10 protein-coding genes are annotated in these 14685 nt (G+C 30.5%); 7 read left to right on the forward strand and 3 right to left on the reverse strand.

Annotated elements, in window-relative coordinates; translation table 11 throughout:
* Window positions 1-12: 12 nt before the first annotated feature.
* Window positions 13-4389 carry a translocation/assembly module TamB domain-containing protein gene (locus tag BUC03_RS02925; protein WP_234971592.1) on the forward strand — a complete coding sequence of 1459 codons (4377 nt, stop codon included), beginning with the start codon at window positions 13-15 and terminating at the stop codon, window positions 4387-4389.
* A gap of 4 nt (window positions 4390-4393) precedes the next feature.
* Here BUC03_RS02925 and BUC03_RS02930 read toward each other — a convergent pair whose 3' ends face one another.
* From BUC03_RS02930 to BUC03_RS02940, 3 genes are read right to left on the reverse strand one after another with little or no spacing between them, the layout of a single operon-like run.
* On the reverse strand, window positions 4394-6121 hold the full coding sequence (locus BUC03_RS02930; protein WP_073148093.1) for a sodium:solute symporter family protein: 1728 nt from the start codon (window positions 6119-6121) through the stop codon (window positions 4394-4396).
* A 43-nt stretch (window positions 6122-6164) separates the two neighbouring features.
* The gene (locus tag BUC03_RS02935; RefSeq protein ID WP_073148095.1) at window positions 6165-6551 is read right to left on the reverse strand and encodes a RidA family protein; all 387 of its coding nucleotides are present in this window, start codon (window positions 6549-6551) and stop codon (window positions 6165-6167) included.
* Between the two features lie 12 nt (window positions 6552-6563).
* Window positions 6564-9275, reverse strand: a complete 2712-nt coding sequence (locus BUC03_RS02940) for a putative LPS assembly protein LptD (RefSeq protein ID WP_073148097.1) — start codon at window positions 9273-9275, stop codon at window positions 6564-6566.
* A gap of 134 nt (window positions 9276-9409) precedes the next feature.
* Between BUC03_RS02940 and BUC03_RS02945 the strand changes: the two genes are divergently transcribed.
* Genes BUC03_RS02945 through BUC03_RS02970 form a run of 6 tightly spaced genes read left to right on the forward strand, consistent with a single transcriptional unit; the run spans window position 9410 to window position 14654 of the window.
* Window positions 9410-10528 carry an N-acetylmuramoyl-L-alanine amidase family protein gene (locus tag BUC03_RS02945; RefSeq protein ID WP_073148099.1) on the forward strand — a complete coding sequence of 373 codons (1119 nt, stop codon included), beginning with the start codon at window positions 9410-9412 and terminating at the stop codon, window positions 10526-10528.
* Between the two features lie 54 nt (window positions 10529-10582).
* Complete coding sequence (locus BUC03_RS02950; protein WP_073148101.1) at window positions 10583-11530, forward strand: MlaD family protein; 948 nt, start codon at window positions 10583-10585, stop codon at window positions 11528-11530.
* Between the two features lie 6 nt (window positions 11531-11536).
* Window positions 11537-12880: a 4Fe-4S dicluster domain-containing protein gene (locus BUC03_RS02955; RefSeq protein ID WP_073148103.1), complete on the forward strand. Its 1344-nt coding sequence runs from the start codon at window positions 11537-11539 to the stop codon at window positions 12878-12880.
* A gap of 12 nt (window positions 12881-12892) precedes the next feature.
* A complete protein-coding gene (locus BUC03_RS02960; protein WP_073148105.1) occupies window positions 12893-13333 on the forward strand; it encodes an LNS2 domain-containing protein in 441 nt (146 codons plus the stop codon).
* A 26-nt stretch (window positions 13334-13359) separates the two neighbouring features.
* Window positions 13360-14151, forward strand: a complete 792-nt coding sequence (locus BUC03_RS02965) for a (Fe-S)-binding protein (RefSeq protein WP_073148107.1) — start codon at window positions 13360-13362, stop codon at window positions 14149-14151.
* 20 nt (window positions 14152-14171) lie between these two features.
* Window positions 14172-14654: an ABC transporter ATPase gene (locus BUC03_RS02970; RefSeq protein ID WP_073148109.1), complete on the forward strand. Its 483-nt coding sequence runs from the start codon at window positions 14172-14174 to the stop codon at window positions 14652-14654.
* Window positions 14655-14685 lie beyond the last annotated feature (31 nt).

The raw sequence follows: 14685 nt of genomic DNA on the forward strand, positions 1-14685 counted from the left end.
CTGTTTTTTATTGTGGTGGTTCTGGTATTTTCTATACCGGCAGTACAAACCTATGTAGCTAATAAAGTTACCACATCTTTAAATGAAACTTACGGTACTCATATTAATGTAAAGGCTCTAAGTATTTCTTATAATGGTAAGGTTGTTTTAGAAGAGGTTTATATTGCAGACCATCACCAAGATAGCCTAATAAGCGCTCAAGAAATTAATACTTCTTTAATTAATGTACCTGCTATATTATCTGGTACTCATTTAGATTTTGGAGACTTAACCGCCAATAAATTAAAACTAAAGATTAAACACTATAAAGGTGAAGAAAAAGATAATCTATCACTTTTTGCAGATCAATTTAAAACTGGTGCTAAGTCTGAAGAAAATTTTGTTTTAACCATAAACCATATTATTACTTACAATAGTGAATTAAGTTATGTAGATGAAAATTTAGACACTCCAGATATTCTATTTTTTAATGATTTAAATATAAATGCTGCTAATTTGGTGGTAGATGGCACCGATGTTACTGTAGATATAGAAAGTATTAAAGCAGAAGAGAGCAGAGGCATTAAAATTCAGAATTTAAAAACAAAATTTAAGTATACAGAAGAGAATATGATATTTGAAGATTTGGTATTAGAAACGCCAGATTCAAAATTAAATTCTGATATACGTTTTGATTATGAAGAAGGAGGTTTGGCAGATTTTGAGAATAATGTGATAATCACTGCAGATTTTTCTTCTTCTACGGTTAATACTAAAGATTTAAAAAAATTATATACAGAATTTGGGTCTACAGAAAATATTACTTTTGAAGGTCTATTTGCCGGGAAATTAAATGATTTTGAATTAACAAACTGGAAATTATATGGTATGGATCGTACCGTTATTAACGGAAATTTAAAATTCAAAGATTTAATAGATCAAAATAAAACATTTAAAGTAGAAGGTAATTTTAATGAGTTTTCTACAAATTATTATGATTTAGTAAACTTGCTACCAAATATTTTAAAAAATACATTACCTACAAAACTTAGAGAGATAGGAAGTGTAAAACTTATAGGTTATTTAAGCGCTACACCTACAAGTGTTACCACTAACTCTAATATTATATCACAATTAGGTGATGCTTCTTTAAATTTACAATTAAATGATTTAAACGATTCTGACTTCGCAAAATATAAGGGGAATGTACAATTCAATAAATTTAATTTAGGTAAATTATTAGGTAATTCTTCTTTAGGCTTTGCAACTTTTGATTTTAATATAGATGGTATCGGTTTTACTCAAGAAACCATTAATACTCAACTAGATGGTAACATTAGCAGATTAAGGTTTAATGGTTATACTTATAAAAATATAAAAGTTTTAGGTGTTTTAGACAACCCAATCTTTAATGGTAAATTAGTTAGCAAAGACCCTAATTTTCAATTTGAATTTAATGGACTAGCAGATGTTTCTCAAACAACTAATATTTACGATTTTAGAGCCAAAGTAACTTATGCAGATTTACACGCTTTAAAATTTGTTGAGCGCGATAGTATCTCAATTGTGAAAGGAGACATTGTTATGAATATTGAAGGCAATAATTTAAACGATGCTAAAGGAGAGGTTTTTCTGCAAAATTTTTCTTATAAAAATCAAGATGAATTGTTTGAGTTTGAAGAGTTAAAACTAAATTCTTCTTTCAATAATCAAATAAGAAATATCACCATTAACTCTCCAGACGTTATTAATGGTGAAGTAGAAGGTATTTTTAATATAGAACAGGTACCTGCTTTGTTTCAAAATGCAATTGGTAGTTTATATACCAATTACCAACCTATACCAATTAAAAAAAATCAATATTTAGACTTTAATTTTGATGTCTATAATAAAATAGTAGAAGTATTTTTTCCTGAAATAGAATTAGCACCTAATACATTTATAAAAGGAAGTGTAGAGTCTGAAGAATCTGACTTTAAATTAACCTTTAAATCTCCGCAAATAAATGTATTTGAAAATATGTTTGAAAAAGTAAACCTTCAAATAGATAATACCAATCCGCTTTTTAATACTTATGTAGAAATAGATAGTGTTGCTACAAAATATTATAATGCATCAGATTTTAACTTAATTAACGTAACACTTAACGATACGTTATTTATCAGATCAGAATTTAAAGGAGGTAAAAACAATAATGATGATTTTAACTTTAGCCTTTATCATACCATTAATAAAGATCAAAAATCTGTAATAGGTTTAAGAAAATCTAACGTAAAATTTAAAGAAAGTGAGTGGTATATAAATAGAGACAATACCAAGTCTCAAAAAATTGTTTTTGAAAAAGATTTGAGTAGCTTCAAAATAGATACTTTAACTTTTAACCATAAAGAGGAATTAATAAGTTTAACGGGAGAGGCAAAAGACTCTACCTACAAGAATTTTAAAATTAATTTTGATAGAGTAGATCTTGCTAAAATTACTCCAGATATAGATAGTTTAGATTTAAAAGGTACTGTAAATGGTAAATTAGATTTTTATCAAGAAAACGGAGTTTATTACCCAGCTTCTTCTCTTACCATAGACAGTATAGCTGTAAACGACGTTACTTATGGTAATTTAAATTTAAAAATTAAAGGGAATGATGATTTAACACAGTATAAAGTAAAAGCAATACTTGGAGATCAACAATATGATTTTTTAACCGCTAGAGGAGATATAAATGTTAGCGAAAATAACCCTAATATCAATTTAAATGTAAATCTAGATAGTTTTAAATTAAATGCATTTAGTGCTTTGGGGGCAGACGTAATTTCAGACATAAGAGGTTTGGCTTACGGTAATGCTAAAATCACAGGAGATTATAGAAATCCAGATATGACTGGTAGGCTAACTTTAAGTAATGCTGGATTAAAAATTCCGTATTTAAATATAGATTTAGACTTACAAGAAAATGCGGTGGTAGATTTAACCAATCAAGATTTTCTATTTAATAATGTAGATGTTACAGACACTAAATACAAAACAAAAGGGGTGGTTAACGGTACCATATCTCATAAATTCTTCTCTCATTGGAGTATGGATTTAGACATCATAGCTCCAGAAAAATTAGCTGTTTTAGATACAGAATATACAGAAGACGCCCTTTACTATGGTACTGGTTTTATTGCTGGTAGTGCAAATATATCTGGCCCAACAGAAGAATTAGTTATCAATGTAAACGCAGCCACAAAGAAAGGAACCATTTTTAAAATTCCGCTTAGTGATACAGAAAGTATTGGTGATAACTCTTTTATTTATTTTTTAACTGCAGAAGAAAAATTAGCTAGACAACAAGGTAAAGAAATTAAAATAAAAGACGTAAAAGGTTTAGAGCTTAATTTTGAATTAGATGTTACTAATGATGCTGAAGTAGAAATTGTAGTAGACCAAACTAGCGGAAGCAGTTTAAGAGGGAGTGGTGCAGGTACCTTGCTAATTGAAATTAATACTAATGGTAAATTTAATATGTGGGGAGATTTTGTGGTGTATGATGGTATTTACAATTTTAAATACGCCGGATTAGTACAAAAAGAGTTTGAAGTAGTACCTGGCGGAAATATTACTTGGGATGGTAGCCCAACTAAGGCAGATTTAAATGTAAGAGCTCTCTATAAAGCAGAAGCAAACCCTGCTATATTATTAGAAAACCCAACTATTAATAGAAATATACCTATTGAAGTGTATATTGATTTAACAGGAGAATTAACTTCTACCAACTTAACCTTTAACTTAGAATACCCTAATTTAAGCTCGGTGGTAAAATCTGAATTAGAATATAGAATTAGTGATCGTGAAAATACAGAACTACAAGCATTATCGTTAATTACACAAGGTAGTTTTTATAGCCAATATACAGTAGGGCAAAGCGCTCCTGGAAATTTAATTGCAGAAAGAGCTTCTGGTTTATTTGATGATATTTTTGCAGATGATGAAGGTAAGTTTAAAGTAGGTATTAATTATGTACAGGGGGATAGTACTCCAGATCAAGATACAGCAGATACTTTTGGAGTAACTTTATCTACCCAAATTAGTGAGCGTATATTAATTAATGGACAAGTAGGGGTACCCATAGGCGGAACCACTCAAAATGTTATAGCAGGAAATGTAGAGGTAGAAATGTTGCTTAATGAAGACGGAACCTTACGTGCTAACCTATTTAACAGGGAAAATAACATTCAATACATTGGGGAAGATCTTGGTTACACACAAGGAGTAGGACTTTCTTACGCAGTAGATTTTGATACTTTTAAAGAGTTAATTTACAAAATATTAAATAAAGAAATTGAACTACAAGAAGTACCAAAAGAAATTAAAAAAAATAATCAAGAAAAATCTTTAGCTCCAGATTATATTAAATTTCCTTCAAAATAAATTTTTAAACAATTTTATTCCAATTTTTCCAGATAAAGAAAGTGCAAAATATAGCAAGTACAAATGCTATGATAGCAGAAAAATAATCTGAATAAATATAAAAGCCTGTACCAAATAAAATAGCGTAAATACCTATAACTCCCGTAAAAAAAGCACCAATTTTATAGTTAAAATGATGAAATTTACCTTGTTTATCAAATACTAAATTTTCAAATTTCTGAAGTGTTTCTTTATCACTTGGCTTAGTTAATAAAGTAACCACTACCCAAACTATGGTTGTTATTACCACTCCAAACACTAATTGCCAATGAGACTCCCAATTAATAATTGGTTGGTCCATTTTATTATTTAAAAAAAGAAGTATTGCTAATACAAATGAAACCGCCATTGCTGCAATTTCACTATACGGATTAATTCTTAACCAAAACCACCTTAAAATAAATAATAAACCAGTACCTGCGCCAATTTGTAGTAATAAATTAAAAGCATCTCTTGCTTCTTCTAATACAAGAGATAAAAAGCCTGCTGCTATCATCATAATTAAAGTAGAAACTCTACCAACTAATACTTTTGATTTTTCTGAAGCCTTTGGGTTAACAAATCTTGCATAAAAATCATTTACCACATAACTACTTCCCCAATTTAAATGTGTAGAAATAGTACTCATAAAAGCAGCAATTAAAGAGGTAATTACTATTCCTAATAAACCAGCAGGTAAATAAGTAAGCATCGCAGGGTAGGAGAGATCATCTTTTACAAAAGAAGCTCCCAAATCTGGAAAAGCTTTTTGTAAACTAGCCAAATCTGGAAATATAATTATAGAAGCTAAACCTATAATAATCCAAGGCCAAGGTCTAAGTGCGTAATGTGAAATATTAAAAAATAAGGTGGCCCAAACTGCATGCTTTTCATTTTTAGCGGCTAACATTCGTTGTGCAATATAACCACCACCACCAGGCTCTGACCCCGGATACCAAACACTCCACCATTGTACTGCCAACGGAATTATTAATAATGGTATAAAAACTTCTGGTTGAGAAAAATCTGGAAATAAATTAGTATTACTAGATACTTCTGGATGTAAAAGTAAATTTTCTAAACCGCCAATTTCTGGCAAATTGACTATATAAATACTAGCCCAAATACTACCAATCATTGCAATAATAAATTGGATAAAGTCTGTTATTAATACCCCTTGTAAACCACCAAGCATAGAGTAAGTAACCGTTACTATAGAAGCTATAATTAATGTTTCTGCTTCAGAAAAACCAAACATTACGTGCCCAATTTTTATAGCAGCTAAACAGACCGTAGCCATAATTACTACGTTAAAAAATACCCCAAGGTAAATTGCTCTAAAGCCTCTTAAAAAGGCAGCACTTTTACCACTATACCTTAGCTCATAAAATTCTAAATCTGTAGTGATATTACTTTTTCTCCAGAGTTTTGCATAAAAAAATACGGTCAACATTCCTGTTAAAAGAAAGCTCCACCAAATCCAATTTCCGTAAACTCCATCTTTTCTTACAATACCAGCAACTAACCCTGGCGTATCTGCAGCAAAAGTAGTAGCCACCATAGATACACCTAATAACCACCAAGGCATATTTCTGCCAGAAAGAAAAAAGTTTTGAGAAGATTTACCGCTGCGTCTAGCAACTAAAATTCCTACAAGTAAGCTGATTAAAAAAAAGGCTATAATAAATAGCCAGTCTAATGTGGATAGCAACATGAATATGTAATTTGGTTGCTAAAAGTAATAAAAAGATGTAGAATTAAATATCTTTAATTGCAATTGCACTAATTTCTACATTTACAAACTTTGGTAAGTTAGCAACTTCTACTGTTTCTCTAGCAGGAGCTGTGTCTTCATTAAAATATTTGCCATAAATTTTATTAATAACAGCAAAATTATTCATATCACTTATAAAAATAGAAGTTTTTATAACGTTCTCAAAAGTCATTCCTGCTTCATTTAAGATTGCTTCTAGGTTTTTCATTACCAAGGTTGTTTCATCTTCTAAAGATCCTTTAAAAAGCTCATTAGTTTTAGGGTCTATTGCAATTTGCCCAGAAGTATATAGCATATTACCGGTTAAAACAGCTTGGTTATACGGACCAATTGGAGCAGGAGCATTACTAGTAGTGATTATTTTTTTCATAAAATATGGTTTTTATAAACTTCTATCTCTTTCTCTGTTTTTATCGTACTTAACATCACTAAGTACACTTGCTTTAATTCCTATAAAGAAATACCAAGATTCTCTAGTACCAAATGGTGTCCAGTTAAAGCTCATACGCCAGCTTTCTAAATCTCTCTGAAACCTTAATTGAGTATATGTAAAACCTTTATCTTTTAAATCAAAACCAGAAGAAGCACCTACAGACCAGCGTGGTGATAAATCTACATTTCCTGAAAACATTAATGAATGAGATGAAATTTCGTTTTGTCTTGCTGCATTAGCATAAGTCATGGTGTAAGATAAGGTTAAATCCCAAGGAATTTTATAATTGTAATTTTCATTATCTACTTCTTCATCATCTGGTTTTTCTTCTTCATCTTCAAAAGTACCATCATAATTCATCCCTTTACCAAACAAATCATCAGTTCTACCACCTTGCCTAAAGGTATCACTATCTTCCCCTTTTTTATCGTCTTTGCTTTTATCTTTAGAAAAATCATCACTAGAAAAAGAGTAACCAAAACTCACATTACCATTGGTTAATCTAAATAAACTACCTCCATTATTAATATTCCACTCGTCAATTCTAGAGTTACTATTATCTAATGCATAAGGATCTAATGCTGCACTAAAGTTTATATTTACTTTTTCTTTAAACAGGGGCAGAGTACCTCTAACTTGAATAGGAGATAAGGCTAAAGTGTCTGCTGCTAAATCATAAGAAGAACTAAACGATAGGTTACTTAGTAATTTTCTTGTTTCTGGTTCTTCTGCTAATGTATCTTTAGATTTTATTTTGGCTTCAAAATCATTGGTCACACTAAACCCTATACTACTAGAGTAACTATTACTAGGTGCGCCGTATAAGGTACCTTGAAATTTAGAATATTCTACCACTTCTTCTTCTATACCTGTAGAGGCTGGTATCACGTATGAGTCGTAATACTGATCAAAAGCTGGATTAGTAGAATAACTTAAACTTGGTCTTACCGTATGCCTAATAGCTTGAATTTTTTTATCTTTTCCGAAGTTAAAAATTCCGTAAATAGTAGTACCAATACTAGTACTAAAATTATAAGTTCTATAAGATTCAAAACCATTAACAGTATCTATTACTACTTCTTGAGCAGTTTCATCATAAGACCTTTCGTAGGTTTTAAAAACCCAGTTTTCTTCAAATGAAGTACCAGCGCTAACACTAAAATAATTAAATAATTTGAAGTTGGTATTAATAGGAATACTGTGCTGAATACCACTTTCTACGTCTCTAAACATTTCTGGTTTAAAAAATATAGAATCGTTTGTATCAAAATTATTTTCTCCTCTAACTGTATATTGAAAATTAATATTTTCTATAATTCCGCTCTTAGAACCTGTTTTAGGCTCAAAAGGATAAACTCTTCCCATGCTTGCTTGCACTGTGGGAAGCGTCATGCTAATATCTCCTGTGTTACTATTTTGACTATGGGTAGCGGCGATAGTTAAATTTACTTCTGGTTCTCCCTGAAAAGTTTTATTGTAAGATACAGATGAGTTTAAAGTGTTATTTAAAAAATTACCAGTATTGGTCTGGTTAATGGTTTGTTGGTAATATTCGCTACTTCCTAAATTTACAGATGCTGAGAACCTAGAATTAGGATTTGCATTACCATCTTGTGAATGGCTCCAAGTAATATTATAAATAGAACTTTCTGCATAATCTGGAAAACCAGGTTCACTAGTTAGTAATTTTTCATATCTAAAATTAAAATTACCACTAAATTTATATCTAACTTTATAATTAGACTCTAACCTAAAATCATAACTACCATTGGTGTAGTAACTACCCAAAGTAGCCAAATCAAAATAATCACTTATATTAAAGTAATAACCTCCGTTTTGTAAAAAATACCCTCTTTGGTTATTATCTCCAAAAGAAGGAATAATAAAACCAGAAGCTCGTTCTTCTGTTAAAGGAAAGTAACCAAAAGGAAGCCCTAGTGGAGTAGGGACATCTGCAATGTACATATTTACAAAACCGGTAACAATCTTTTTATCTGGTACCATTTTTATTTTTCTAGCATAAAAATAATATTCAGGATTGTCTACGTCTTCAGAAGTAGTAAACTTTACGTTTTGCATGTAATAAACAGAGTCATTTTGCCTTTTAGTAACTTCGCCTTTTACTTTAAAGGCTCCTTGATCTGTTCTAGAATTGTAAACTAACGCTTTTTCTGTTTCAAAATTAAACCTAATACTGTCTGGCTCCACCACATTTTGCCCTTGAGTAAAAACTGGTTTTTGGGTATAAGTGCCACTGGTATCTTTTATACCAAAGGCATAAACCTCTTTTTTAGTATTATCTAAAATAATTAAACCAGCTTCAATGGTAATATCACCGTAAACAATTTTCCCTTGGTTATATAAGTAAGCTCTTCCGTTGGTTCTATCAAACCGAATGTAGTCTTTTGCTGTAGAGACAATATTATCGGTTAAAAAACTTTCTTTTTTAGGTTTAATGGTATCTAAGCTTACTGTATCTAGCTCAATAATTTTATTTTCTGCAAAATTCAACTCAGTAGTATCACTTACTGGAATCATTTGAGGGGTTTTAAACTCTACTTGAGCTGGAGTTAAACTATCTCTTTCTTGAGCTATTAGACCGCCAAAGTAAAATAAGGGTAGAAAATAGACAAAAACTATGTATTTTAAGTTTGCTTGCAATGCTAATAGTTCTATTTTTGTATTGTTTGGCTTACTTTTTGAAAACCCAAAATTACATATATTTTTTGAAGGTTAACATACTATTTTGTAAAATCGAAAATTTATCAAAAAATAAGACCACTAACTATTTCATTATGAAAACGTATAAGTTTCTTTTTATTGCATTTATAAGTTTAATAGCATTTAATATTTCAGTATTTGCTCATACTTTACCACCTACAGAAAAGTTTGTAGTGGTTTTAGATGCTGGTCACGGAGGGAAAGATCCAGGTAACCGAGGTAATGGTTACAAAGAAAAAGACATTGCCTTAAAAATAATTTTAAAAGTAGGAAAAGAGTTAGAGAAGCATCAAGATATAAAAGTTGTTTACACACGTAAAACAGATGTATTTGTAACTTTAGATAAAAGAGCAGAAATTGCTAACGATGCTAAAGCAGATTTATTTGTAAGTGTACACTGTAATGCAGCAAGCTCTACTAGTGCTTATGGTACAGAAACTTTTGTATTAGGTTTACATAGAAATGCAGATAACCTTAAAATAGCTATGAAAGAAAACTCTGTAATAACACTAGAAGATGATTATGAGGTTACCTATGGTGGTTTTGACCCAAATTCACCAGCATCTTATATAGGTATGACATTAATGCAAGAAGAATATTTAGACCAAAGTATTTTACTTTCAGATTATGTGCAAAAACAATTTACCAATAAATTAAAGAGAAAAGATAGAGGGGTAAAACAAGCAGGTTTTCTTGTTTTAAGAAAAACTTATATGCCTAGTGTGTTGGTTGAAACTGGATTTTTAACCAATAGTACTGAAGGCAAATATTTAAACTCAAGTACAGGACAATTAAAAATGGCCTCTGCAATTGTTGAGGGAATAGTTAACTATAAAAACAGTATTAATTTACACTCTATAGAAGTAGTAAATACAGATACAAACACCACCAACACATCTTCTGTAACAAAAAACACAGATATTTATAATGACATTGTATTTAAAGTTCAATTAGCCGCAGGTTCTACTGCAATTGAAACCAAATCTTATAATTTTAAAGGATTAAATGGGGTTTCTCGAAAAAAGGAAGGAAGTTTATATAAATATTATTACGGTAACACCTCTGATTATTTACTAATTCAAGAAAAGCAAAAAGAAGCTATTGATGCTGGTTATAAAAAATGTTATATTATTGCTTTTAAAGGAGAGAAGAAAATCAGCGTTAATGAGGCGTTAAAATCTAAGACAAAATAAAACTGCTTTTCTATTTTTAATCCTTAAATTTGCTAACCACATAAAATAATTCTTTTGAAATTAACCAACGAAGTTAAAACCGCTTTACTAGCTATTGTAGCCATTGTACTATTAGTTTTTGGCTATAGTTTTCTTAAAGGAAATAATCTATTAAACAATAATAGAACATTTTTTGCGGTCTATAATGATGTAGAGGGATTAGCTGTTTCTTCTCCTGTTACAATTAATGGCTTACAAGTAGGTACCATTACAAATATTGATTTTTTAGACACTAATGGTAGAATTTTAGTGGAGATGAATGTGAAAAACGATTTTAGTTTTTCTAAACATAGTAAAGCTAAAATCTATGGAGGAGATTTAATAGGTGGTAAATCTATGTCTATAATTCCTGATTATAAAGGTGAAACTGCTAAAAGTGGAGATACTTTAGAAGGTGATATTGATGAAGGTTTACTTGAATTGGTAAACGATAGATTAAAGCCATTACAAGAAAAAATTGAAAACGCTGTGGTTAGTGCAGATAGTTTAATAAATGGTATTAATGATATTTTAGAACCTAAAACAAGAGATAATATAAAAGGTTCTATTGCTAGTTTAAATGAAACCATGACTTCATTTAAAAACACTGCAGAAAACTTAAATGGTATTTTAGTTAATAATGAAGTAAAATTAAATAGAACTTTCACAAATTTAGACGAACTTTCATCTAATTTAAACACCTTTTCAGACACACTTTCTAAAATAGAAATTAATAAATTAGTAGGTGAATTTGAAGGAGTAATTAACGATTTTAAACAAATTTCAGATAATTTAACCAATGGTAAAGGTACCGCTGGTAAATTACTAAATGATGATAAAGTATATAATAATCTAGACCGTGCTACTAAACAGTTAGAGCAGTTGCTTCAAGATATTAAACTTAATCCAAAAAGATATGTTCATTTCTCTGTATTTGGCAAAAAAGATGGAGAATATAGTAAGCCTAAAGATTCTTTAAAATAAAAACACATGCAATTGATATCTCAAATTTTATTTGTTATCGTTCTTATTTTGGGTGTTGGTTTTTTTACCAAAAACATCCAAAAGCTTATCAAGTACATTAAATTAGGGAAATCTATTGATAGAACAGACCACCCAAAAGAGCGTTTTGCCAATATGGCTAGAGTTGCATTAGGGCAATCTAAAATGGTAAAAAGGCCTATTGCTGGTTTTTTACATATTGTAGTTTACGTTGGTTTTATTATTATCAATATTGAAGTTTTAGAAATTATAATAGATGGTATTTTTGGTACACATCGTGTTTTTTCTTTTTTAGGTACAACTTATAATGTATTAATTGCAGCATTTGAAGTTTTAGCATTTTTAGTGTTAGTAGGTGTAATTATTTTCTGGATAAGAAGAAATGTTATAAAAATTAAACGTTTCTGGTCTAAAGAAATGACAGGTTGGCCAAAAAACGATGCCAATTACATTCTTTATTTTGAAATGGTGTTAATGGCTTTATTTTTATTAATGAATGCTGCAGATTTTCAATTACAAACATTGGGAGCAGATCATTATGCAAATGAAGCAGGAATAATGGGAGCATTCCCTATCAGTCAATATATAGTTCCTTTAATAGATGGTTTAAGTACTTCTGCATTAATCATTTTAGAGAGAACAGCTTGGTGGTTACACATTGTAGGTATTTTATTCTTTTTAAATTACTTATACTATTCTAAACATCTACATATATTATTAGCTTTCCCTAACACATATTTTGCAAATTTAAAACCAAAAGGAGAGCTTAATAACCTAGAAGCTGTAACTAATGAGGTAAAACTTATGATGGATCCTTCGGCAGATCCTTTTGCTACTCCTGAAACAAGTGAAGGAGAAGAAGATATGCCAGAAAAATTTGGAGCCAGTGATGTGCAAGATTTAAACTGGGTACAATTATTAAACTCTTACACTTGTACAGAGTGTGGGCGTTGTACTTCAGAATGTCCTGCAAACCAAACAGGAAAAAAATTATCTCCACGTAAAATAATGATGGACACGCGTGACCGTTTAAAAGAAGTAGGAGATAACATCCAAGCCAATAAAGAATTTAAAGACGATGGTAAGCAATTACTACACGATTATATAACTACAGAAGAACTTTGGGCTTGTACCTCTTGTAACGCTTGTGTAGAGGCTTGCCCTATAGGTATAGATCCATTATCTATTATTGTAGATATGAGAAGATATTTGGTAATGGAACAAAGTGCTGCTCCAAATGAGTTAAATATTGCGATGGGTAATATAGAAAATAACGGAGCACCTTGGCCATATAACCAAATGGATAGATTAAATTGGGTTAACGAAAATTAAAAAAATATAGCTTTGGAAGATAAAAATAAAGACCTAGACAACTTATTAAAAGACAAATCTGAAAACGGAGAACTTATAAGTCCTGTTTTACCTCACGAAGTAAAAAATTACTTAATAGATATAGATGGTACAATAACAGAAGATGTACCTAATGAGGAGCCAGAACGTATGAAAACCTGTAAACCTTTTGCAGATGCATTGCAAACAGTAAACAAATGGTTTGAAAAAGGTCACCGTATTTGCTTTTTTACATCAAGAACAGAAGAGCATCGTGAAATTACAGAAACTTGGTTAGAAGAAAATGGTTTTAAATACCATAGCCTTTTAATGGGTAAACCTAGAGGAGGAAACTACCATTGGATTGATAATCATTTAGTAAAAGCTACTCGTTACAAAGGTAAGTTTACAGATTTAGTAGAAAAAAGTGTGAAAATAGAAGTGTTTAAAGACTAAACTCTTTAAATATAAAAATATAAATTATGGCTGAAGCAATTAAAGTACCCACAATGGCAGAGTATATGGCAGAAGGTAAAAAACCAGAAGTCTTATTTTGGGTGGGTTGTGCTGGTAGTTTTGATGATAGAGCTAAAAAAATAACTAAAGCTTTTGTAAAACTTCTGCATAAATCTGGAGTAGAATTTGCAGTTTTAGGTACAGAAGAAAGTTGTACCGGTGATCCTGCTAAACGCTCCGGAAATGAATTTCTTTTTCAAATGCAAGCAGTAACTAACATCGAAGTTTTAAATAGTTATGAAATTAAAAAAATTGTAACTGCTTGTCCTCATTGTTTCAATACCATAAAAAATGAATACCCAGAATTAGGTGGTAATTACGAAGTAATGCACCACACTCAATTTTTAAAAAGCCTTTTAGAAGAAGGGAGATTAAAAGTAGAAGGTGGTAAATTTAAAGGGAAGAGAATTACTTTTCACGATCCTTGCTATTTAGGTAGAGCCAATAACGAGTATGAAGCACCACGTGATTTACTAAAAAAACTAGAAGTAGAATTAGTAGAAATGCGTAAGTGCAAATCTAACGGACTTTGTTGTGGAGCAGGAGGCGGACAAATGTTTAAAGAGCCAGAAAAAGGAGATAAAGACGTTAATATTTTACGTACAGAGCAAGCAATGGAAACTAAACCAGAAGTAATTGCTGCAGGTTGTCCATTTTGTAATACAATGATGACAGATGGTGTTAAAGGCAAAAATCAAGAAGGGCAAATTGAAGTGATGGATGTTGCGGAAATGATTGCAGATGCCGATGATTTATAAATGATGAAGAATTAGATTTTATGTTGATTAATTTTAAAGAATTACCTCCAGAAGCTCGAATCTGGATATACCAAGCAAATAGACCTTTTAAAGAAGAAGAACTTCAAGAAATAAATTCAGAAATAGAAGCCTTTTTAACTGCTTGGACAGCTCACGGGTCTAGCCTAAAAGCTGGTTATAAAATACCATACAATAGATTTATTGTTTTTGGTTTAGACCAAGAAATAGCATCAGCAAGTGGTTGTTCTATAGATGCTAGTGTTCATTTTATTCAATCTTTAGAAAAAAAATATAATGTGACTTTATTAGATAAAATGAATGTCACATTTAAACAAGGCGAATATTTAGCACACAAACCTCTTACAGATTTTAAGAATCTTGTTAAGAATAAATCTGTTTCAGAAAACACTATAGTTTTTAATAATTTAGTAAATAACAAAGAAGAGTTTACACACAATTGGGAAGTGCCTCTTAAAGATAGTTGGCATAACCGTTTTCTTTAATTACTACATAATTTTAAAGCTAAATAAAGCG

The sequence above is a fragment of the Mesonia phycicola genome (assembly GCF_900141885.1).
In the GTDB taxonomy this organism is placed as follows: domain Bacteria; phylum Bacteroidota; class Bacteroidia; order Flavobacteriales; family Flavobacteriaceae; genus Mesonia; species Mesonia phycicola.

Bases quoted from the DNA above. Each gene is read 5' to 3' on its own strand.
- BUC03_RS02930 (WP_073148093.1), bottom strand. From the start codon at position 6,121: ATGTTGCTATCCACATTAGACTGGCTATTTATTATAGCCTTTTTTTTA.
- BUC03_RS02935 (WP_073148095.1), bottom strand. From the start codon at position 6,551: ATGAAAAAAATAATCACTACTAGTAATGCTCCTGCTCCAATTGGTCCG.
- BUC03_RS02945 (WP_073148099.1), top strand. From the start codon at position 9,410: ATGAAAACGTATAAGTTTCTTTTTATTGCATTTATAAGTTTAATAGCA.
- BUC03_RS02955 (WP_073148103.1), top strand. From the start codon at position 11,537: ATGCAATTGATATCTCAAATTTTATTTGTTATCGTTCTTATTTTGGGT.
- BUC03_RS02965 (WP_073148107.1), top strand. From the start codon at position 13,360: ATGGCTGAAGCAATTAAAGTACCCACAATGGCAGAGTATATGGCAGAA.
- BUC03_RS02970 (WP_073148109.1), top strand. From the start codon at position 14,172: ATGTTGATTAATTTTAAAGAATTACCTCCAGAAGCTCGAATCTGGATA.